Below are 22,145 nucleotides of genomic sequence, written 5' to 3'. Positions count from 1 at the left end.
AGCATTACCATATAATGCAGTAAAGTGAAAGTTAATATTATAATTTAACGGAACGACAATTTGTGTTCGTCCGATAAGATGTCTCACTACAATAGTGTTGTTTTCTTTAATGTTAGCTGCTTTGGTCATGTCAATATGCACATCACCAATACCATGTTGAATTTGTAAGTCTTCCCATTTATAAACATATACCGGCGTACGTTGCTCTCCAAACCATTTTTGCTTAATAAATTCTGGAGAATCCACTTCTTCCTCTGAAGCAATAATCTTGAATGGCTTAAATTTATAAATTAAATATCTAATTATTAAGACGATTAAAAAGATAAATAAAATAATAATAGTATATTTATTCGACAACAGCGTAAATGCTATGAGTAGAGCCCCTATCCAGAAAGATAGCAAACCTCTTACTTTATGAAAATATACATATCCTATATAAACCAATATGCATCCAAGTAATAGCACAAGTAGAAAGCCAATTTTCTCAAAAAATATGTAGTAAAAATTGGCTATAATCATTAATGCAGTAAAAATTATTAACATTTCTGTCGATATATATTTGTGTGTCATGATTCGCCACCCTTCTTTAAGCGACTAAACTTATGCGTTCGATAAAATCACATTCAGTTTCTGTATTGATTTTTTCTTTGGCTTGTTGAGATAGATCTGCTTCAATACGTGCATAGTCTGCTTCCATTTTATTAAGCATTGCTTTAATTGAATCGATTTCTTTATTGTCAATTTCTTGAGCACAATTAACATGAGTATAATCTATCATATCGATGTATTTATTTTCTAATTTTAATGTCAAGCTGTCAATCATGTTACGAATGCGTTCTTTTTTCTCAATCAGATAAGCTATATACTGTTCGATGCTTTCTAATTTTAAATCTAATTTTTCTTTGTAAGATTTTAATCCTATCTCATATGTGTTTTTACAAATGTCATTTAAGTATGTCGTAATATAGTTCATGAAACCACCTCATCATTGATTAGGTTTCATTATAAAAAATTACCGGAACCATTTTAATAGGCTCCGGAACCATCTTACATTAGGACTTTAGACCTAAAATTAAAATTTAATCAATTTTAGTAGTTAATAATGGACCATCTTTCGTTACGATAACCGTATGTTCAATTTGTGCAACCAAACTTTTATCTTTCGTTTCAAATGCCCATTCATTTTTACCTTCTGATACATATGTAGCATGAGTTGAAATAAATGGTTCAACCGCTAATACAGTACCTTCTTTCAGTAACGTTTTATCCTTGGGATCAAAGTAGTTCATTACATGACTTGGTGCTTCATGTAATGATTGACCAACACCATGACCAGTTAAGTTTTTAATAACTGTAACATCGTTTTTTCGTGCTGTCGCATGTACCGCTCTACCAATTTGGCTTAATTTAGTACCTGGTTTAATTTTTGTCATTGCAGCTTCAAAGGCTTCTAAAGCTACATCACATACTTTTTGTTTTAAAGGATTATCTGATTCTCCAACAACAAATGAAATACCTGTATCAGCATAATAACCATTTTTAAGTGCAGATACGTCGATATTAACTAAGTCACCTTCACGAATCACTCTTTTACCAGGAATTCCGTGAGCAACTTCTTCATTCACACTAATGCAAGTTTGCCCTGGAAAATTTTCGTCGTGTATTGGAGCTGAAATTGCACCATGCTGTTCAAATAAATCTTTGGCAATGTCATCAAGCTCTTTTGTAGTAATACCTACTACGGTTGCTTCTTGCATTTTGTCTCTAACAAGCGCACATATATAACCTATATCTTTCAAAGCTGCTAGTTCTTCTTCTGTTTTAACAATCATTTTATCCCGTTCCTTTTTAAATAATTTATCTTACTTATTATTATAGCAGATTTTTTTGTTATAATAATAGACAGTATTTAAGCATATATAGTTTAACATTAACGTATTTTAAATGACACACTTTAAAAATGACTAAATTATGTAATGGAGATTTTCTAATGAATGACAAATGGTATAAAAGATTAGTTGGAGCTCGAACATTAAAAACGGGTTTAGCAACATTTTTAACGGCACTATTTTGTATGTTACTAAACCTAAACCCTATATTCGCTATATTAAGTGCGGTTGTTACGATTGAACCTACTGCAAAGGCGTCAATAAAAAAAGGCTATAGACGATTACCCGCAACTGTAATTGGCGCATTATTTGCAGTGATATTTACTTTTATTTTTGGAGATCAATCACCTTTTTCCTATGCATTTGCAGCCACACTTACCATTTTGGTTTGTACTAAATTAAACTTACATGCAGGTACTACAGTCGCAACATTGACTGCTATGGCCATGATTCCCGGTATACACGATGCATATATTTTTAATTTCTTTTCAAGACTATTAACTGCAGTAATAGGATTAGGCACTGCAACCTTAGTAAATTTTATTATTTTTCCTCCGAAATATTATGATCAAATCGAAAATTTATTACGTGATACTGAAGAAAAAATGTATGCTTTATATAGTGAAAGAATGCAAGAGTTATTATTAAGTCAATTCAAATCAGACTCATCAATTAAAAAATATAATAAATTACTAATAGCGACGCAAAAGATTGAAGCTTTATTAGCTTATCAATCCGACGAATTATCTTACCACAAATATGGTGAAACAGAATGGATTAAATTTAAAAAGTTTCAAACTTTATCTACCACAGACAGACTATTTATTTCACATCTATCAAATATTATTTATTTGCCTAAAAAAACAGTGGTTCATTTTGATAATAACGAAAAATTGGCAATGCTTAAAATAGCTAATAATATCAATCAAATCATTGCGACAGGCCATTTCGAAAGAGAAAAGAAAAGTGCCTCTATATTGAAAAACTCTGTTAAAAATTTAGATGAATTTGATGCTCATCAACTTAAAAGTCATATTATATATGAAATACTGTTAATTTATCGTATTCTTGATGATAGATACGCTTAATAACTTTATTAAACAATTAACAAGGGAACGTGACAAAAATCTATTTTTATAAGAAGAGTATCTCACGGCCCGGCAAGGATGATTAGCGTTGAAAGTAGCTTGTTATAAGCGCATTTTCAATTCAGTCCTGTTCTGCTCATATAAAAGTAGAGCCTGAAGACAATCTGTCTCAGGCCCTTTATTTATTATTATTTTTTCACTCGATCTACTATAACTTGCTTAGCCGCTTCTTCGATGTCATTATCGACTTTTACCGGTGCAAATGGAATACCTTTACGTTCACAAGCCTTAGTTAATAGATAGTCAGTAATTTCATGGTTTTTCGGCAGTATGGGTCCATGTAAATAAGTACCTAATAAGTTTTTATAATGAATGCCTTCTTTACCATCGTTATCATTATTACCAAAGCCATGTGTCACATTACCTAATGTTCCAAAATCATGATAAGTTCTGCCACCATGATTTTCAAATCCAACGATAGTACCAAACGTTTCGCTTTCAATAACGATATCACCTGTTAATCTATCTTTTTGTGACTGAGTATAAAAGTCTAGAATGTTCAGACCTTCTAATTCTGTACCATCTGGCGTAATATATTTACTACCTAAAAATTGGTACCCGCCACAAATTGTTAAACCAGGCATACCCTCTTCTATTGCATCTTTAAGCATTGTTTTAATCTTACTTAATTCTTTAGTAGCAAGTGATTGTTCTCTGTCACTCCCACCGCCTATAAAGAAAATATCACAATCATCTAGCGTAATACCTTCAGTTTCATTAATATCAATCACATTAACTTTGATATTTCTAAGTTTAGCTCTTTGACGAAGGGCAATGATATTTCCTATATCACTATACAAATTTAGTTTATCTGGCATAAAATGATATATATTTAATTCATTCATACTATTTATCCTCCTTAAATGAGCGATTCAATTGTTCTAACATTGGAGATAAAGAGGTATAGTTCGGTATTGCAACAGTGAAACTATTGTAGTTCATTGATAATGCAGTAGCCTTATAGATATCTTTCTCCACAATAACTGGTACGACTACTTCAGCTAATTTCAAGCGTAAATGTAGTTCTTCGGCTCTTGTACCTGTAACTATGATTACTTCGATAGATTGTCTCGAAAGTTTTTCAAAATCGGCGTCATAAATCCAAGAAGTGTCACGTCCATCGGCAGCATTATCATTTAAGCTTAAAAGATAGACCTTATTACCTTCAATTTGTTCACCAACTGATAAACTTGAATTCATGCCTGCAGGGTTTTTAGCAAGATTGATCATAGCCTCTTTTTGGTTATGTTTGAAATACTGCATTCTACCGTTATGTGACGTATAAGATTCAAAACCATTACGAATTGAGTCATTACTTAATCCTAATTCTTTTAATACAGAATATGCGGCTAAAGCGTTATAGGCATTAAAATCACCTGCTATTTTCATGTCAAATTTAGCGTTATTAACTACCATGTCTATGAAAGGTGATAAATTAAAGTTTGTGACTTCATATTTTGGTTGTTCTCTTTTAAATCCACATTCACAATGATAATGACCTATTTGATTGTAGTGAATATAATCATAATGTAATAAGCGACCACAGTTAGGACAATATTTACTTTCATTCATAGTACTTTGTTCGAATTCGTGAACATGCTTTTGCATGCCATAATATAAAACATTGTCACTAGCTATTTTTAATCTACTAACAAATGGATCATCAGCATTAAGTAACAGTTTGATACCTTTATTACTAATAGCTTGAGCGATATTATTTACCATAATATCTATTTCTCCAAAACGGTCCATTTGATCTCTAAAGAAATTTGTAAACACCATCATAGTAGGTGTTACTTCGTTTAATACTCTAGGGATGCTCCCTTCATCTATCTCGATAATTGCTATTTTCGTATTGTTGTTGTTTTGTAAAATAAATGCTGATGTAATACCAGCAGCCATATTGGCGCCTTCATTATTATGTATAATCTCTATATTATTTTCTTTTAATGTGTACCCAATTAAATTCGACGTCGTTGTCTTACCATTAGTACCACTTATAAAGACTATTTCATCTACTTTTGTAGCTAAATTTCTTAATATATTTTTATCTAATTTTCTTGCAACTTGGCCAGGTAAATCTGTACCTTTTTTACCTGCTGCTCTACTTGCTTTACGTGCTAGCTTTGCCAAAGTTGTAGCTGTCCAATGTCTCATAAATAACCTCCCTATATTACTCGCACAAAATATTATAACACGTCTTTTTTTCTTTCTATAGCATTCTCAATTAAAAATATTCAACCCGCCCTAGATTATAATAATTATTATTTACTAATGAGAATAGATTTGCTATACTTATATTAATTAAGTATAGGAGGCCGATTACTTATGTTAAATAAAGAATTATTAAATGCATTAAATGAACAGATGAACCACGAATTCTATGCAGCACATGCATACATGGCTATGGCAGCATACTGTGACAATAAATCTTACGAAGGTTTTGCTAATTTCTATATTCAGCAAGCTAAAGAAGAGCGTTTCCACGGTAAGAAAATCTATGACTATATTAATGACCGCGGTGAGCGCGCTGAATTTTCAGCAATCTCTGCACCTAAATCAGAATTCAACAGTATCTTAGAAACATTTGAAGATGGTTTAGCTCAAGAACAAGATGTTACACGTAGATTTTATAATCTATCTGACATCGCAAATAAAGATAAAGATTATGCTACAATTTCATTCTTAAACTGGTTCTTAGATGAACAAGTAGAAGAGGAATCTATGTTTGAAACACATATCGATTATTTAAAACGCATTGGTGATGATCATAATACTTTATATTTATATGAAAAAGAGCTTGCTGCACGCACATTTGATGAAGAATAAATTTAATACATGTTCGAGTTAGTAATTTCATTTAAGGTTGAACTTAGGTTATAGACGAAACTTATATAGTTATATAAGTAGTTTATCTTGCCTATGTTCATCCTTATTTTTTATTATATAATAAAAAGTGCGTGATGCACTTGAAATATGGTAAAACGATTAATGTTTTATCATCTCATTTATGAAGGGAAGTATTGTAATGGCTGAAAATGCATTTGTAGCATTGGACTTCGAAACAGCTAATGGTAAGAGAACAAGTATTTGTTCTGTAGGTATGGTAAAAGTAGTGAACCATGAAATTGTGGAGACTTTTTATACGTTAGTTAATCCTAATGACTATTTTTCACAACAAAATATAGCCGTTCACGGCATCCATCCAGAAGAAGTAGAAACAGCTCCTAATTTTACTGAAGTATATCCGTATATGTTAGATTTTATTGATGGCTTACCCGTAGTAGCTCATAATGCTGCTTTCGATATGAACGTACTTCATGAAAGTATTAAATCATGCGGTCAAGAAACACCGAGTATGACTTATTTTTGTTCACTTCAATTAGCACGTCGTACTATAAATAATCATCGTTATGGTTTAAATCATATGATGCAGTTTTATAATTTGGATTTTCACGGACATCACGATGCTTTAAATGATGCCAAAGCTTGCGCAATGATAACATTTCGCTTGTTAAAACATTATGATAATTTAGCCACTATGCTAAACGTGTATGGTAAGCAATTGAAAGACAAAGATTAAACGTTTACAAATAATCATAAATTGTCATGTTTTCATAAGTAGATTTTTCCAAGTTCCCTACCGTTACACCTACCAATCTAATTGGAATCTCTGGTTCTTTAAGGTCTGTATATAATGCATATGCAATATTATAAATATCTGTTTCTGAACGTACAGTTTCTCTTAAACTTTTTTGCTTTGAAAAGGTTTCAAACTTGTACGTTTTTATTTTTACTGTGACTGTTTTTCCTGACTTGTGTAAATTAGCTAATCTCTGCGCAGTCTTTTCACTTAACTCCCAAATTTTTTGTAATATTTGGTCGTCGTCATTAACGTCAGTAGCAAATGTACGTTCTGTCCCTACCGACTTGCGTATTCGAGTTTGCTTAACAGGGTTATGATCAATCCCTCGTGCTTTATTATATAAGCCATGCCCTCTTTTCCCAAATAACCTTATCAATTCTCGTTCACTTTGATTATACAAATCTTGACCTGTGAAGATGTTATTATCATGCATTTTTTGTTTTGAAGCCTTGCCGACACCAGGAAAATCACCAATGTCCAAATTCATCAAAATATCATGCACATTATTATAGTCAATAACAGTTAAAGCATTAGGTTTATTCATGCCACTCGCTAATTTAGCTAAAAACTTATTATATGATACGCCTGCAGAGGCAGTTAATCCTGTTTGTTCTGTTATATCACGGCGTATATATTGTGCTATATGCGAAGCAGGCAAATCTTGTCGTACGAGGTGAGTAATATCTAAATAGGCTTCATCCAAGGATAATGGTTCTACAATTTCCGTATAACTTTTGAAAATTTCCATTATTATATTTGAAGCTTCTTTATAAGCTTCAAATCTCGGTGTGACATAATAACCATTCGGACATAATTTATGAGCTTGCGCCATTGGCATCGCTGAATGTACCCCATATTTTCTTGCCTCATAAGAAGCCGTCGAAACTACGCCTCTACCACTAGCTTTACCACCTACAATCACAGGTTTCCCTTGAAGTTTTGGATTGTCTCTCATCTCCACTTGAGCAAAAAAGTAATCCATATCAATATGAATAATGCGTCTTTCTCCCATTTAGATTCACCTCCCATAAATAAAAATTTTATTAATTTAAGTATACTACTGCCCTTTATAGTTCTAAATAAAAAAATCCCCAAAATGTGTTAACAACATTTTGGAGTTCCGCTATATTTTAATGATTAACATTATTTAGCTTCTGTGTGCATTTCGACCGGTGATTGCGTGTAATAATAAATACCCTGTTCTGTATTTTCAACATATTTCACATTTCTGTTTAATAGTCCTATTGTAAAATATAAATCAAATAGACAATATCCAATATGAAAACTGCTAATAAAAATAATTGATGAATAAGATAAAAACGTAAAGGCTACAATGAGTAGTAATGTTAAAACAAACAGTGGCGCTAACATAATGAGTATATATTGCCATTTTTTATAATACGTCACGGGCATATGCGTTGAAATTAATCCATAATGGTAACGGTAAGAAGGTTTTGTTGAATTTTTTGCAAAAACTCGGAACAATATATTATGTATTAATTCATGGATAATAACGACACCAACTAGACCTAAAATGCCATAAATGATATTAAACAATATATCTTGTTCGATGATATGCGTATATAAGTAAGCTATTTTATATGAGATTAAAATAGTCATCATTACTATCGCTACTTGTAAAATCACAAATCGTTCCATCATTTTTTTATTATCAAACAAACTAATTTTAAACACAATATATCCCTCCTAACATATTTATCGAATATTTATACTTTGATTATAGATAGTAGATAAATAAAATTCAATCGAATATATTGCCTGTAATCCAATTTTAATAAACCTAGTCATTTTGCAATATTTTACATATTTTGAAATATTTCATTATTTCAATTCAAATAAGGCTACTGTTTCAACGTGTGTTGTTTGCGGGAACATATCGACTGGTGTAATTTCCATTAAATTATACTTTTCTTGTAACATTGTAGCATCTCGTTGTTGAGTTGCAGGGTTGCAAGAAATATACACTATCTTTTGTGGTGATAAAGTAAGTAAAGTTTGAATAAAGGATTCATCGCACCCTTTTCTTGGAGGATCCACCATAACAACATCTGGCTGAATTCCTTCTTGTTGCCATTTTAATATAGTATTTTCAGCCTTGCCACAGACAAAAGTAGTATTTTCTAATTGGTTTAAAGTCGCATTTTGTTGCGCATCTGCAATTGCTTCTGGAACAACTTCGACACCATAAACATGTTTAACTTGTGATGCCATTGATAAACCTATCGTTCCAATCCCACAATAAGTGTCTAAAACGATTTCATTACCTGATAATTGTGCATAATCAATCGCACGTTGGTACAATTTTTCAGTTTGAGCAGAGTTTATTTGATAAAATGAACGATCACTAATTTTAAATGTTACGTCTGATAAACTGTCTTCTATTTTATCTTTCCCATATAACGTTATTGATTCATCGCCCATAATGACATTGGTATGTATCTTATTGATGTTCTGTTTAATACTTGTTACGTTAGGAAACGTTTCTAACAATTTTTCAATAATTGTTGGAGCTTGTTTAAACTTTTTACCATTTGTTACAAATATTATCATTACATCGTCGCTATGATGCCCAGTACGAATAACAACGTGTCGCATCAGTCCTTGTTTTGAACGTTCGTTATAAATACTTACTTTTAAGTCATTAAATAATTGTTTAACGACATTCATCACTTGTTGATGTTGATTATCTTGAATCAAACATTCATCCATATCGATGATGTCGTGACTACGTTGTCGATAAAAACCCATTTTCACCTCTTTGTCTTGAGTTAAACCAACTGGTATTTGTGATTTATTTCTATAACGCCAAGGGTGCTCCATACCTACCGTATCGTGAATCGTTGTTTCTTTAAAATCAGCTTTACGATGAAACAAATTAACGACTTGTTCTTTCTTCATCGCTAGTTGCGCCTTATAGCTCATATGTTGTAATTGACATCCCCCACACTTAGTGTAATAAACGCAAGGTGGTTCAATTCGTTCCTTACTTTCTAGTACTACATTTATTAATTTACCAATCGCAAAATTCTTTTTAACTTTAATAATTTTATATTCAATTTCTTCGTCAATTAATGTATTAGGTACAAAAATAGGATAATTATCAATTTTTACGACGCCGTGACCCTCATGTGTTAAATCAATAACTTTACCGTTTTTTATGTCATTTTTTTGAATCGTATTCAACTCATTCACTCCAAATTAAAAGAGGTTAGGTTGCAATGATGTTGTGACCTAACCTCAAATGATGATAATTTTTAGTTATTGCTCAGTTAATTCTTTATTTTTAACATCTTTCGGTGTAAATACTTCTATATGTTGTTTCAAGTTTAAGAAATTACCTGGTAGTTTACCGCCATATTCTCCATCCACATTCAATTGCATGTTTGTATAGGAAGATATGTTAATTGAGCTTGCTTTCTCATAATGTACTTTAGGATGTTTGGTATGTTCTCCACGAGATGCCAATGTCATAATATGACCTAATTCTGCTAGATTTGCTTTTTCCACGATTATTAACGTGAATTTACCATCATCTAATTTAGCATCAGGGACTAATTTTTCAAATCCAGCCATAGAATTTGTTAATCCTAATAAAAACAACATTGCTTCCCCTTGAAAGACCTCACCGTCATATTCGATTCTAATATCGACGGCCTTCATTTGTGGCAACATTTCAAAACCTTTAATGTAATATGCAAATGGTCCTACAATCGATTTTAATTTACTCGGCGTTTCATAAGAGACTTGTGTTAATTGTCCACCTGCAGCCAAATTAATAAAATAGCGGCTGTTCATTTTACCTATATCTACCTTTGTAGAGTGTTGATCAATTATTACATCTATAGCACTCATAATATCGCTAGGTAAATGTAAGGCACGGCCAAAATCATTTACTGTCCCCATCGGGATAATACCTAATTTAGGTCTATCAGGTTGTTCTGCAATACCATTTACAACTTCATTCAATGTCCCGTCGCCACCTGCGGCAATAAGTACGTCATATTGACCTTCAAGAGAACGTTGTGCTTCAATTGTGGCATCACCTATTTTTTCTGTTGCATATGCGCTTGTTTCAAATCCTGCTTTTTCTAATTTTATTAGTACATCTGGTAACGTACGTTTAAATAGCTCTTTACCAGAAGTTGGATTATAAATTATTCTAGCTCTTTTTCTCATAGTTTATCCCTCAACTTAGTATACTCATTACCTATATTAAAGTATTTATAGTTCAGTTGAAAGCATTTAAATTATTCAATTTAATAATGCGTTAACTTTTTAATACAACAAGTAACCTGTAAGCAATATAAATTGCTTACAGGCATAAGATTTAACCTTTAATTACGTTAAACAACTCATTTAATAATTAGCGTTTGTCTAACTCTTGTTTTAATAGTTGATTGACTAATTGTGGATTGGCTTGTCCTTTTGACGCTTTCATAATTTGACCAACTAAGAAGCCCATAGCTTTGCCTTTACCATTTTTGTAATCTTCTACTGATTGTGGATTATTATCTAAAGCTTCATTAACAAATTTAAGTAATGTAGCTTCGTCTGAGATTTGTACTAAACCTTTATCTTCCATAATTTGTTTAGCGTCTCCACCATTTTCAGCAAGTTCTGGGAATACTTTTTTCGCAATTTTACTACTCATCGTACCGTCTTCGATTAATTTAATCATACCTGCTAAGTTTTCAGGCGTTAGTTTTGTATCTTGCAGTTCGATTTGATTTTTATTTAAGTATTCGTTAACGCCACCCATTAACCAGTTAGATGTTAATTTAACATCAGCGCCTTCTTTAACTGCGCCTTCAAAGAAATCAGACATCTCTTTTGTAAGTGTTAACACATGGGCATCATATGTTGGTAGACCGAATTGTGAAACATATTTTTCTTTTCTTTCATCTGGTAATTCTGGGATTGTTTGACGTACACGTTCTTTCCATTCTTCATCAACGTAAAGGGGTACGATATCTGGTTCTGGGAAGTAGCGGTAGTCGTCAGAACCTTCTTTGACACGCATTAAGATTGTTTTACCATTTGATTCATCGAAACGACGTGTTTCTTGTAAGATTTCTCCACCATTTAATAGTTCTTCTTCTTGGCGTTTTTCTTCATATTCTAAACCTTTACGAACATAAGTAAATGAATTTAAATTTTTCAATTCAGCTTTAGTACCAAATGCTTCTTGTCCATATGGACGTAATGAAATGTTGGCGTCACAACGTAATGATCCTTCTTCCATTTTACAATCAGAAACACCAGTATATTGAATAATAGAACGTAATTTTTCTAAATAAGCATACGCTTCTTGTGGTGAACGGATGTCTGGCTCAGATACGATTTCGATTAATGGTGTGCCTTGTCTATTTAGGTCTACAAGTGAATATCCATCTTTATGCGTTGATTTACCCGCGTCTTCCTCCATATGCAAACGTGTAATGCCGATACGTTTTGTTTCACCATCTACTTCAATATCAATATATCCATTTTCACCAATGGGTTGATCAAATTGTGAAATTTGATACGCTTTTGGATTATCTGGATAGAAATAGTTTTTACGGTCAAATTTAGATTCTGTTGCGATATCCATATTTAAAGCCATAGATGCTCTCATTGCCCAATCAACAGCTCTTCTATTTACGACAGGTAAAACACCTGGGTAACCAAGATCTATAACATTAGTGTTTGAATTTGGTTTAGCACCAAAGTGTGCTGGTGATGGAGAAAACATTTTTGAGTCTGTTTTTAATTCGACGTGGACTTCAAGTCCGATAACTGTTTCAAAATGCATTATTTCCACTCCTTATAATTTTTCATATTTATCATGAAAGTTAAATTGTGTTTCATATTGATAAGCGACACGGTATAACGTTTTCTCATCGAATGGTTTACCAATGAATTGTAAGCCAATTGGACGATTATTTGAAAGCCCACAAGGTACTGAAATACCTGGTAAACCAGCTAGATTTACTGGAGTAGTTAATAAATCATTCGCATACATTGTTAATGGATCGTCAATTTCCTCACCAATATTAAACGCTGTTGTTGGTGTAGTTGGACCGACAACAACATCATAATTTTCAAAGATATTATCAAAATCATTTTTTATTAAAGTTCTAACTTTTTGAGATTTTTTGTAAAATGCATCATAATAACCAGAACTTAATGCAAATGTACCTAATAAGATACGACGTTTAACTTCTTCGCCAAATCCTTCACTTCTTGACATTTTATATAATTCTTCTAATGATTTAGCTTCAGTCGAATGATAACCATATCTGATACCATCGAAACGAGATAAGTTTGATGATGCTTCAGATGATGCAATTACATAATATGATGGGATGCCATATTTTGTATTTGGTAACGACACTTCATCAACTGTTGCACCAAGTGATTTTAATGTTTCTACTGCACCTTTCACGGCAGTTTTAACATCTTCAGATACACCTTCGCCTAAATATTCTTTTGGTAATGCAACTTTTAATCCCTTAATATCTTGACCAATTTCAGCTGTATAATTTGCATCATTTACAGGTGCACTTGTAGCATCATTTTCATCTACACCAGTAATAGCTTCTAATACTAAAGCATTATCTTTAACATTACGTGTTAATGGACCAATTTGGTCTAAAGAAGATGCAAACGCAACTAGTCCAAAACGTGACACACGACCATAAGTAGGTTTCATCCCTACAATACCGCAATAAGCTGCAGGTTGACGAATTGACCCACCAGTATCTGAGCCTAAACTAAATGGTACTAAGCCTGCTGCAACTGCCGCAGCTGAACCCCCTGAAGATCCACCAGGTACTGCAGTGTGATCGAATGGGTTAACTGTTTTTTTGTAATAAGATGTTTCTGTAGAACCACCCATTGCAAATTCATCCATGTTTAATTTTCCGATTAATACTGCATTTTCATCTTTTAATTTGTTCATAACAGTTGATTCATAAATCGGTACAAAACCTTCTAACATTTTACTTGCACATGTAGTCTCTACACCTTCAGTAATGATGTTATCTTTGATACCCATAGGAATACCAAATAGTTTACCTTCAATTTGGCCTTTGGCTTGTAAGTCATCAAGTTCTTTTGCTTTTGCTAAAGCATGCTCTTTGTCTAATGCAAGAAAAGATTTGATTGTTGGATCTGTTTCTTCTATCGCATCGTATATATCATTAACGATTTGTGACGGTGTTATTTCTTTATTTTCTATAAGTTTAATTAGGTTTTCCACAGATTCGTAACGGATGGTCATTTTAAGCGTCCTCCTCATTCATGATAGATGGTACTTTAAACTGTCCATCTTCCGTTTCTTTCGCATTTTTTAATGCAAGCTCTTGAGGAATACCCTCTTGCGCTTTGTCTTCACGTAATACATTTTGTAAATCTAATACGTGATTTGTAGGTTCAATATCGCTTGTATTTGCAGAATCGATTTGATTAGCAAAATTTAAAATTGTTTCTAATGTTTCTTGCATTTCAGTCGTTTCATCTTCAGAAATTTGAAGTCTAGCTAAATTAGCTATATGTTTAACTTCTTCACGTGTAACTTTAGCCATTATATTAAAAAGCCTCCTTTTACTCATTCACTACAAAATTGTATCAAAATTTCACCCAAAAATCTAAATTTTTCGTTAAAAATACATTGATCATTCAATATATAATAGTTCACATGATCTATTTTTTAATTTTTCAACTGAATTTATATCTATGATGTAATATTTTTATATAAAAACACGTTGCCACAAATTTTCATGCGACAACGCGTCAATACACTAACTTTTGATTATTTAGTTGCTATTCGTATAAATGTGAACTTTTGGTTCATCTTCGTCTTTCGATTTACTAATTAATGCTTTTGGATTATTACCATCTTTGATATGAATTTCATATTCGTCAATATCACTAAAGTATTTATCCGCTTGTTGCGTTACATATTGTGTAATACCGATTGTTTCGGCTTTACTATAATAATCAATAGGTAAATCCACAGATAATGATTTCGCTTTTTTATTTTCAAACTTCACTGTCCCTACTGCTTGCGTAAAATTATTGAAATAAGATTGAAGGTTGTCATTAAATTGTTTAAAGTTATTGTTTAAAGTTTCGTCTATATCACCCGCTTCATCAGAAGGGAGTAATACAGATTTTTGGCTAATATTTTTCCATTCATTTATACGAGTCTTACCTTTTTCAGCAGTTGTACCTGCAACAAATTCACCAGGAATAATAGCATTCTCTCCGGATTGTTTATAAATTGCAAAGTGGATTGGAATATTTTTCAAGTCTTTATTTTCTCTTAATCTTGATAAAATTTCACTAGCCATCTCTTTACCTTGTTTTTTAATTTCTTTATCATCTAACTTTTTACTGAAGGTATCCCCATCTTTTTCTTTTTGATAGTAATAGGTACCATTCATAGCTAAGCCAATTGTCATGCCTTTAATCTTTTTACCTTTAGTATCGCCGTCATCATAAAAATCTTGTTCTAATATATTTGATAAATACGATGGCGCATTTTCAGCTATTTTTTCAGGGTCTGTTTCACCATTATGTGAAGGGTTTAAACCTAAATTTTCATTAGCCTTTTTATCTTTACGTTCAGAACTACTCATTTTATCGATTTCGCCTTTAGTATATTTCGGTTTTAAATAAGCGTTAGTCGTATCTTTATCTAAATATTGTCCATCTTGATAAAGGTAGTCTTTAGTTGGAAAGACTTGCTTACTCAAATCTAACAAACCATCTTCAAAATCTTCGCCATTATAACTATTTGCCATATTATCTTGTAGTAAACCACGACTTTGGCTTTCTTTAAAAGGCAAAATTGTTCTGTAATTGTTGCCTTGAACATTTTTATCTGTAGCAATTTTTTTAACAGAACCCGACTCATTTTTCGTAGATTGTTTATTGTTAGATGCGTCTTTTTTGTCATTGTTATTAGTGCCACATGCTGATAATAAAATTATTGCGGATAAAAATAATATTAACGTCCGTTTCATGTAAGATCCCCTCTAATTAGTAATTTCATTTTGTTTATTTATAAAATCATTTTCAGACCACACTGTCGTGCCAAATTTTTCTGCTTTAGTTAATTTAGAACCCGCATCCGCACCTGCGATGACTAAATCAGTACGTTTAGTCACACTATTAGTCACTTTAGCACCTTGCAATTCTAACCATTCAGCTGCTTCATTTCTGGTCATCTGTTGTAATTTACCAGTTAGTACAATTGTTTTATCTTTAAACTCTGGGTGACCTTCTATATCAGAAGTTCTTATTCCCTTATATTCCATATTAACATGCTTTTGTTGCAATTTATCAATAAGTGAGCGAATGTCGTCATTTTCTAAATAAGTAACGATTGATTGTGCAAGTTTATATCCAAAATCATGTATACTTACGAATTCTTCCTCGGTCACTTCAAATAGACGTTCAATTGAACCATATTTTTCTGCTACGACTTGGCTTGCTTTTACGCCTAAATGTCTGATACCTAGTCCAAATAGTAAGTGTTCCAATGAATTCTCTTTAGATTGCTCAATTGCTGACAATAAATTATCTACTTTTTTCTCGCCCATACGCTCCAATGGTAATAAGTCTTCTTTAGTTAAATAATAAATATCTGCAACGTCTTTAATTTTATTATTATCATAAAGTTGATGAATTATTTTAGTTCCTAGTCCATCGATATTCATAGCTTGTCTTGAAACAAAGTGTATTAACCCTTCTATCAATTGCGCCTGACATTTGGGATTGATACATCTTAAAGCTACTTCGCCTTCTATTCTGACTAACTCGTGGTCACAGCTTGGACAATGCGTTGGCATATGATAAGGAACTGCATCATCTGGTCTTCTTTCAACAATACTGTTTATCACTTCAGGAATAATGTCTCCTGCTTTCTTAATAACGACACTATCTCCGATACGTATATCTTTTTCATGAATTAAATCTTCATTATGTAATGAGGCTCTAGAGACTGTTGTGCCTGCCACTCTAACTGGTTCTAAAATTGCAGTGGGTGTAACGACACCAGTACGTCCGATACTTAATTCAATATCTAACAATTGAGTCACAACTTCCTCTGCAGGAAATTTATAGGCGATTGCCCATCTTGGTGATTTTTGTGTATAACCCATTTCTTCTTGTTGAGATAAATCGTCAACTTTTATTACGATACCATCAATATCATAAGGTAATGATTCACGTTGCGCTGTCCAATATTCTATATAGTCTAATACTTCATCAATATTGTTCACTTTTCTGCGTTCTTGATTAGTTTTAAATCCTAATTCATCTAATTCTTTCAGCGCGTCATTTTGACTCTCTGCAGCAAAATCAGTAAAGTCATTTACACTATATAAAAACACACTTAATTTACGTTTTGCAGCTAATCGTGCGTCCAGTTGTCTTAATGAGCCTGCCGCAGCATTTCGCGGATTCGCGAATGGTTGTTCATCATTTTGTTCTTTTGCTTCGTTTAATTTAAAGAAGGAAGAACGCGGCATATATGCCTCACCACGTACTTCGAAGGTTACTGGTTTATTAATTTTTAAAGGGATTGCATGGATCGTTTTGAGATTTTCGGTTATATCTTCTCCTGTTGTCCCATCTCCACGCGTAAGACCTTGAACAAATCTGCCATTTTCATATTTTAATGATACTGCTAAGCCATCAATTTTCAGTTCGCACATATATGTGACTTCACCAATTTGCTCACGAATACGTTGGTCAAATTTACGTAAATCTTCTTCATTAAAGGCATTACCTAAACTTAACATCGGCGTATCGTGATTTACTTTTTCAAATGTAGCTTGAGCTTCGCCACCTACACGCACTGTTGGGGAATCATCTGTTTTATATTCAGGATGTTGTGTTTCTATTTCTATTAATTCATGTAGTAATTTATCATATTCACTGTCAGGCACAGATGGATTGTCTTTAACATAATATTCGTAACTATATTGATTTAACAATTTGTGCAATTCATCGACGCGCGCTTGAATATTTTCAGTCATAAGTTATTCCCCCTTTTTTTCGATAGGTGCAAATTGTGCTAATAAACGTTTAGGTCCTTCTGATTTAAAAATAATGTCTAGTTCTACTGAACCATTCTTTTCTGAAACATTACTGACCATTCCTTCACCCCATGATTTATGGATAACTTTGTCTCCAATATTCCACGTCGTATTGTTTTGTTGCTTGCTAGAACGAACTTGTTTACTAAATCCTCTTTTTTGAGGTTGTTTTGTCGCGCTGTTAAATTTAGACGCAGCTTTATTTGTACCTTTAACATCTTCTAACAGATTTTCAGGAATTTCTTTAAGGAAACGAGAAGGTAAATTGGATTGAGAACGGCCAAATAACATTCTAGAAGTTGCATGTGTAATATATAATTCTTCTTCAGCTCGTGTAATAGCAACATAGCAAATTCTACGTTCTTCTTCCATTTCATGATCATCATCGCTTTTTATTGCTCTAATATGTGGGAACAATGATTCTTCCATACCCATAATAAAGACAATTGGAAATTCAAGGCCTTTAGCAGAGTGCATTGTCATTAATGTTACGCCATTTTCTATTTGAGCTTCATCTATATCAGCTACGAGAGATAAATCTGTTAAGAAATTAATTAATGATTGTTCTTCTAAAGGCGTATTTTTTTCATAATCTTTAGGAACAGACATAAATTCATCAATATTTTCTAAACGGCTACGTGATTCTAGCGTTTGCTCTTTTTCTAACATCTCTCTATATCCAGATTTTTTCATTATTTCTTCAACAATTTCACTAATTTCTAAGAATTCTTGTTCTTTAATTAAATTTTGAATTAATTCATAAAAATTAATACATTCTTGCGTAACTTTTTTAGATAAACCAATAAAATCAACTTCACCTAAAGCATCAAACATACTAATATCATTATCTACAGCATATTTTTGAATTTTTTCGACAGAAGACGGACCAATTCCCCTTTTAGGAATATTGATAATACGTTGTAAACTAATGTCATCATTACTATTAGCAACTATTCTTAAATAGCTTAGAATGTCTTTAATTTCTTTTCTGTCATAGAACTTTTGTCCACCAACCATTGTATATGGAATGTTTGATTTCATGAATGTTTCTTCTAGCACACGTGACTGAGCATTTGTACGATAAAGTATAGCCATATCTTTGTATTTTTTATTATTTCTTTGTTGCTTCATTATTTCTTTCACTACGTATTCCGCTTCATCACGTTCGGTCATAGCTTCATAATAATGTATTTTTTCTCCTTGTGTGTTTCCTGTCCATAATCCTTTTGGTTTACGCTCTGAGTTATTTTTAATCACTTCGTTTGCAGCAGTTAAAATTGTTTTTGTTGAACGATAATTTTGTTCTAAAAATATTGTTTTAGCTTCAGGATAATCTTCTTCAAAAGACAAAATGTTTTGAATGTCAGCACCACGCCAACCATAAATAGATTGATCAGAATCCCCTACTACACAAAGGTTTTTAAATTTACTAGCTAATAATTTAACTAATGTATATTGTGCTTTGTTTGTATCTTGATATTCGTCGACATGAATATATTGAAATTTATTTTGATAATACTCTAAAACTTCAGGCACACGTTCAAATAAATTAATTGTAGTCATGATTAAATCATCAAAATCTAATGCCTCATTACGTGATAATTGACGTTGATAACCTTTATACACAGTTGCTACCATTTGTGAATGGTAATCATTTGCTTCTTTTTGCGCATCTTCTGGCGTTTTCAATTCATTTTTCAAGTTACTAATTGCCCCAATAAACATTCTTGGCTCAAAACGTTTACTATCAATATTCTCAGATTTAAGTACATCCTTAATAACTGATTTTTGGTCTGTTGGGTCGATAATAGTGAAATTACGTTCAATGCCAATTCTATCTGCATCACGTCGTAAAATTCTTACACACATTGAGTGAAACGTAGACATCCAAATGACTTGGGCTTCTTCCCCAACTAAGGATTCAACTCTCTCTTTCATTTCGCGCGCCGCTTTATTCGTAAAGGTAATAGCTAAAATATTGTATGGAGACACACTTTTCTCGTCTAATAAATAAGCGATGCGGTGTGTTAATACTCGCGTTTTTCCTGATCCCGCACCAGCCATAATTAATAATGGACCTTCTGTAGTTCGTACCGCTTGGCTTTGTTCATCGTTCATTTTATTTACTAACGCGTTCATTTAGGTAACTCCTTTATTTTTACTGTTTTTAATGCTTTTTTAATATCTTTATATATAACGTCACCCACAATTATAGTGTCGGCAATAGCTGCCATTGAGCATGCCGATTCGTAACTGTCAATGCCTCCGCCATAAAACAATTGTGTTGTTGTTAACATATTCGCGGCTGTTTTTACCATATCTAGGTCACCTTGTAGACCACTGTATTCTAAATACATAACAGGTAATTTATACATTTCGTTAATCATTTGTGCATAAGCTTCAATATCATCAGCCGTTAGATTTGTTTTAGCCTGTGTCTTTTGCGCAACCTTACTGTCTGGATTTAATACGACATAGCCTTCAAATATGACTTCATCAAAATCTATGACATGGCCAAATTGTTTCAATGCATCTAATAAAATACCATTATGATATGTAACATCTTCGCTATTTAATACTGTCGGTACAAAATAAAAATCAAAGCCAGGCATTACACTTTCAACATTTGAAACCTCTAACGCTAATGGTAAAGGATATCTTCTAACACGACTCATTAATTGAATGACATTATCTTCTGTCACATTGTCCGTCCCACCTATAACAATGGCATCGGTATTAGACATACACAGTTGCTCTAAATCCTCATCACTGATGGACTTTGCAGGATCTAATTTAAATATATGTTTCCACTCTTTAACGTTATACATTTTTGGTTTCTCCTTCATATCGCATACATATGATTATAGCATTTTTATTATTTGAGTTCTAAAATTGACGCAAAAAAAGTCTGGGAGACCATATAATCTCCAGACTCTATTTTTTATATTTTCAGTAGATGTACGAATTGAAAATGCGCTTGTATCAATTTTTTACTATGCTAGTCATCTTTGCTGGATAAAATCATCTTATACAAATAAGATTTCTGTCTCGCTTCCTGTTCATACTATTTAAATTAATGCTTAATTCGATAAATTGTAATACGTTTCTAAATTAGTATTCGCGTCTTTAATAATTTTCGCTAATTCTGGGCCTACATATCTGACATGCCAAGCCTCATAAGAATAACCCGTTTCTTTTTCTTGTCCTTTTGGATATCGAATTATAAAACCATATTCAGGTGCATGTTGTGCCAACCATTTGCCTTCTTTTGATTTACCAAAATCTTTTTTAAAATCTTTTATAGGCGCATCGGTACCAATATCAAATGCCAAGCCTGTCTGATGTTCAGAATGTCCTGGAACAGCTGTATAATGTTTCGCTTGTTCCTGACCTTCCTCTTTAACAGATTTCTTCATTATGTCTTGCTGATCTTGATAACTTCTATAACCACTACGGAATTTCAAATCAACATTATCTTTCTCAGCTGCTGCTAATAATTTGTTTAATTGCTTTTTGGCATGTTTATCTTCACCAGGTTTATGAGAAGGTGGCAATGCATAATGCTTATTTACTATTACATGCCCATTTACTTTCGTTACACCATGTTCTTTCGTAATGATTGGTAACGCATTTTTTGGCTTAACAATTTGATAAGTTAAATTTTTGTTATCGCCATTATGGCGCGTAAAGAAATAAAAACAAATAAATACAATAAAACTAATGATTAAGACAATAGTTACGCCTCCGAAAAATTTTTTCTTCACTACCAGTAACTTCCTTTCATAACTCTAAATCGAACATTTTTCACTTTAACATTTTAATTTTAATAATTATAAAAATTGCTTACAATTATTATACGAAAAATGTCATATTAAACAAGTGTAAACTTTTAATTAAAATCAAAAACTGAGAGAGTAGCTATAATAGTACTCTCCCAGCTTATAAATAATAAATATGATTATTTATATAGAAATCAACATTATGTAAACATTGTTATATTTTAACAAATGCTGATTAGTCAGTAGTTTCGATATTCATACGCTCTAATATCATTGTATATGCGTCGTTACCCCATTGGAGTGATCTTTTCACGCGTGAAATTGTTGCAGTCGACGCACCAGATTCTTGTTCTATTGTCGCATACGTATAACCTTGCTTTATCATTTTAGCAACTTGTAATCTTTGAGATAAAGATTGTAGTTCATTAACAGTGCATAAGTCATCAAAAAATTGATAACATTCTTCACGTGTCTCAAGAGTCAATATCGCATCAAATAATTCATCTAACGCTTGTCCTCTTAATTTTTCAATTTGCATAAAAAACAACCCCTGTATATTTCAATTTAATCCAATT

21 protein-coding genes are annotated in these 22,145 nt (G+C 32.4%); 3 read left to right on the top strand and 18 right to left on the bottom strand.

Annotated elements, in window-relative coordinates; all coding sequences use genetic code 11:
* The 3 genes from liaF to map all read right to left on the bottom strand — a co-directional run.
* Positions 1 to 570: cell wall-active antibiotics response protein LiaF (gene liaF, locus RPL90_RS02545; RefSeq protein ID WP_313542908.1), on the bottom strand; the 570-nt coding region annotated here is incomplete at its 3' end.
* 16 nt (positions 571 to 586) lie between these two features.
* The gene (locus RPL90_RS02540) at positions 587 to 973 is read right to left on the bottom strand and encodes a hypothetical protein (RefSeq protein WP_313542893.1); all 387 of its coding nucleotides are present in this window, start codon (positions 971 to 973) and stop codon (positions 587 to 589) included.
* 106 nt (positions 974 to 1,079) lie between these two features.
* Entirely contained in the window at positions 1,080 to 1,832 is a 753-nt protein-coding gene (map, locus tag RPL90_RS02535; RefSeq protein WP_313542878.1) for a type I methionyl aminopeptidase, read from the bottom strand.
* 158 nt (positions 1,833 to 1,990) lie between these two features.
* Between map and RPL90_RS02530 the strand changes: the two genes are divergently transcribed.
* On the top strand, positions 1,991 to 2,977 hold the full coding sequence (locus tag RPL90_RS02530) for an FUSC family protein (protein ID WP_313542864.1): 987 nt from the start codon (positions 1,991 to 1,993) through the stop codon (positions 2,975 to 2,977).
* A gap of 188 nt (positions 2,978 to 3,165) precedes the next feature.
* Here RPL90_RS02530 and gatD read toward each other — a convergent pair whose 3' ends face one another.
* Both gatD and murT read right to left on the bottom strand, forming a co-directional pair.
* Positions 3,166 to 3,882, bottom strand: a complete 717-nt coding sequence (gene gatD / locus RPL90_RS02525; protein ID WP_313542850.1) for a lipid II isoglutaminyl synthase subunit GatD — start codon at positions 3,880 to 3,882, stop codon at positions 3,166 to 3,168.
* A gap of 1 nt (position 3,883) precedes the next feature.
* Entirely contained in the window at positions 3,884 to 5,194 is a 1,311-nt protein-coding gene (murT, locus tag RPL90_RS02520) for a lipid II isoglutaminyl synthase subunit MurT (protein ID WP_313542836.1), read from the bottom strand.
* A 171-nt stretch (positions 5,195 to 5,365) separates the two neighbouring features.
* Here murT and ftnA point away from each other — a divergent pair, with 171 nt between their 5' ends.
* Together ftnA and RPL90_RS02510 are read left to right on the top strand one after the other, a co-directional pair.
* Positions 5,366 to 5,866 (top strand): H-type ferritin FtnA, encoded by a 501-nt coding sequence (gene ftnA, locus RPL90_RS02515; protein WP_313542824.1) that lies wholly within the window; start codon positions 5,366 to 5,368, stop codon positions 5,864 to 5,866.
* Positions 5,867 to 6,065: 199 nt separating this feature from the next.
* Positions 6,066 to 6,620, top strand: a complete 555-nt coding sequence (locus RPL90_RS02510; RefSeq protein ID WP_313542808.1) for a 3'-5' exonuclease — start codon at positions 6,066 to 6,068, stop codon at positions 6,618 to 6,620.
* 4 nt (positions 6,621 to 6,624) lie between these two features.
* Here the strand turns inward: RPL90_RS02510 and dinB are convergent, their stop codons facing one another.
* The 13 genes from dinB to RPL90_RS02445 all read right to left on the bottom strand — a co-directional run bounded on the left by dinB (position 6,625) and on the right by RPL90_RS02445 (position 22,108).
* A complete protein-coding gene (dinB, locus tag RPL90_RS02505) occupies positions 6,625 to 7,695 on the bottom strand; it encodes a DNA polymerase IV (protein WP_313542791.1) in 1,071 nt (356 codons plus the stop codon).
* A 131-nt stretch (positions 7,696 to 7,826) separates the two neighbouring features.
* On the bottom strand, positions 7,827 to 8,378 hold the full coding sequence (locus RPL90_RS02500; protein WP_313542758.1) for a DUF3267 domain-containing protein: 552 nt from the start codon (positions 8,376 to 8,378) through the stop codon (positions 7,827 to 7,829).
* A gap of 147 nt (positions 8,379 to 8,525) precedes the next feature.
* Positions 8,526 to 9,887 (bottom strand): 23S rRNA (uracil(1939)-C(5))-methyltransferase RlmD, encoded by a 1,362-nt coding sequence (gene rlmD, locus RPL90_RS02495; protein ID WP_313542745.1) that lies wholly within the window; start codon positions 9,885 to 9,887, stop codon positions 8,526 to 8,528.
* Positions 9,888 to 9,962: 75 nt separating this feature from the next.
* The gene (locus tag RPL90_RS02490) at positions 9,963 to 10,880 is read right to left on the bottom strand and encodes a diacylglycerol kinase (protein WP_313542732.1); all 918 of its coding nucleotides are present in this window, start codon (positions 10,878 to 10,880) and stop codon (positions 9,963 to 9,965) included.
* A gap of 187 nt (positions 10,881 to 11,067) precedes the next feature.
* A complete protein-coding gene (gene gatB / locus RPL90_RS02485) occupies positions 11,068 to 12,495 on the bottom strand; it encodes an Asp-tRNA(Asn)/Glu-tRNA(Gln) amidotransferase subunit GatB (RefSeq protein WP_313542724.1) in 1,428 nt (475 codons plus the stop codon).
* A 12-nt stretch (positions 12,496 to 12,507) separates the two neighbouring features.
* Positions 12,508 to 13,965 (bottom strand): Asp-tRNA(Asn)/Glu-tRNA(Gln) amidotransferase subunit GatA, encoded by a 1,458-nt coding sequence (gene gatA, locus RPL90_RS02480; protein ID WP_313542713.1) that lies wholly within the window; start codon positions 13,963 to 13,965, stop codon positions 12,508 to 12,510.
* 1 nt (position 13,966) lies between these two features.
* Complete coding sequence (gene gatC, locus RPL90_RS02475; RefSeq protein ID WP_061855621.1) at positions 13,967 to 14,269, bottom strand: Asp-tRNA(Asn)/Glu-tRNA(Gln) amidotransferase subunit GatC; 303 nt, start codon at positions 14,267 to 14,269, stop codon at positions 13,967 to 13,969.
* Positions 14,270 to 14,500: 231 nt separating this feature from the next.
* Positions 14,501 to 15,712 (bottom strand): CamS family sex pheromone protein, encoded by a 1,212-nt coding sequence (locus RPL90_RS02470; RefSeq protein WP_313542681.1) that lies wholly within the window; start codon positions 15,710 to 15,712, stop codon positions 14,501 to 14,503.
* Between the two features lie 12 nt (positions 15,713 to 15,724).
* Entirely contained in the window at positions 15,725 to 17,731 is a 2,007-nt protein-coding gene (ligA, locus tag RPL90_RS02465; protein WP_313542670.1) for an NAD-dependent DNA ligase LigA, read from the bottom strand.
* 3 nt (positions 17,732 to 17,734) lie between these two features.
* On the bottom strand, positions 17,735 to 19,930 hold the full coding sequence (gene pcrA, locus RPL90_RS02460; RefSeq protein WP_313542656.1) for a DNA helicase PcrA: 2,196 nt from the start codon (positions 19,928 to 19,930) through the stop codon (positions 17,735 to 17,737).
* On the bottom strand, positions 19,927 to 20,619 hold the full coding sequence (gene pcrB / locus RPL90_RS02455) for a heptaprenylglyceryl phosphate synthase (RefSeq protein ID WP_313542642.1): 693 nt from the start codon (positions 20,617 to 20,619) through the stop codon (positions 19,927 to 19,929). The genes pcrA and pcrB overlap by 4 nt, the downstream gene beginning before the upstream one ends.
* A gap of 252 nt (positions 20,620 to 20,871) precedes the next feature.
* Positions 20,872 to 21,555 carry a M15 family metallopeptidase gene (locus RPL90_RS02450; RefSeq protein ID WP_313542628.1) on the bottom strand — a complete coding sequence of 228 codons (684 nt, stop codon included), beginning with the start codon at positions 21,553 to 21,555 and terminating at the stop codon, positions 20,872 to 20,874.
* A gap of 250 nt (positions 21,556 to 21,805) precedes the next feature.
* Positions 21,806 to 22,108, bottom strand: coding sequence for a YerC/YecD family TrpR-related protein (locus tag RPL90_RS02445; protein ID WP_048793263.1), 303 nt, complete (start codon positions 22,106 to 22,108; stop codon positions 21,806 to 21,808).
* Positions 22,109 to 22,145: the final 37 nt, after the last annotated feature.

Source organism: Staphylococcus kloosii, assembly GCF_032139365.1.
Taxonomy (GTDB): Bacteria; Bacillota; Bacilli; order Staphylococcales; family Staphylococcaceae; genus Staphylococcus; species Staphylococcus kloosii_A.
The sequence above is the reverse complement of the archived record's forward strand: the minus strand, read 5'-3'. Positions and strand labels throughout refer to the sequence as shown.

Excerpts from the sequence above, each read along its gene's own strand:
- RPL90_RS02540 (WP_313542893.1), bottom strand. The coding sequence starts at position 973 with ATGAACTATATTACGACATACTTAAATGACATTTGTAAAAACACATAT.
- map (WP_313542878.1), bottom strand. The coding sequence starts at position 1,832 with ATGATTGTTAAAACAGAAGAAGAACTAGCAGCTTTGAAAGATATAGGT.
- RPL90_RS02530 (WP_313542864.1), top strand. The coding sequence starts at position 1,991 with ATGAATGACAAATGGTATAAAAGATTAGTTGGAGCTCGAACATTAAAA.
- gatD (WP_313542850.1), bottom strand. The coding sequence starts at position 3,882 with ATGAATGAATTAAATATATATCATTTTATGCCAGATAAACTAAATTTG.
- murT (WP_313542836.1), bottom strand. The coding sequence starts at position 5,194 with ATGAGACATTGGACAGCTACAACTTTGGCAAAGCTAGCACGTAAAGCA.
- ftnA (WP_313542824.1), top strand. The coding sequence starts at position 5,366 with ATGTTAAATAAAGAATTATTAAATGCATTAAATGAACAGATGAACCAC.
- RPL90_RS02510 (WP_313542808.1), top strand. The coding sequence starts at position 6,066 with ATGGCTGAAAATGCATTTGTAGCATTGGACTTCGAAACAGCTAATGGT.
- dinB (WP_313542791.1), bottom strand. The coding sequence starts at position 7,695 with ATGGGAGAAAGACGCATTATTCATATTGATATGGATTACTTTTTTGCT.
- RPL90_RS02490 (WP_313542732.1), bottom strand. The coding sequence starts at position 10,880 with ATGAGAAAAAGAGCTAGAATAATTTATAATCCAACTTCTGGTAAAGAG.
- gatB (WP_313542724.1), bottom strand. The coding sequence starts at position 12,495 with ATGCATTTTGAAACAGTTATCGGACTTGAAGTCCACGTCGAATTAAAA.
- gatA (WP_313542713.1), bottom strand. The coding sequence starts at position 13,965 with ATGACCATCCGTTACGAATCTGTGGAAAACCTAATTAAACTTATAGAA.
- gatC (WP_061855621.1), bottom strand. The coding sequence starts at position 14,269 with ATGGCTAAAGTTACACGTGAAGAAGTTAAACATATAGCTAATTTAGCT.
- RPL90_RS02470 (WP_313542681.1), bottom strand. The coding sequence starts at position 15,712 with ATGAAACGGACGTTAATATTATTTTTATCCGCAATAATTTTATTATCA.
- ligA (WP_313542670.1), bottom strand. The coding sequence starts at position 17,731 with ATGACTGAAAATATTCAAGCGCGCGTCGATGAATTGCACAAATTGTTA.
- pcrA (WP_313542656.1), bottom strand. The coding sequence starts at position 19,930 with ATGAACGCGTTAGTAAATAAAATGAACGATGAACAAAGCCAAGCGGTA.
- pcrB (WP_313542642.1), bottom strand. The coding sequence starts at position 20,619 with ATGTATAACGTTAAAGAGTGGAAACATATATTTAAATTAGATCCTGCA.
- RPL90_RS02445 (WP_048793263.1), bottom strand. The coding sequence starts at position 22,108 with ATGCAAATTGAAAAATTAAGAGGACAAGCGTTAGATGAATTATTTGAT.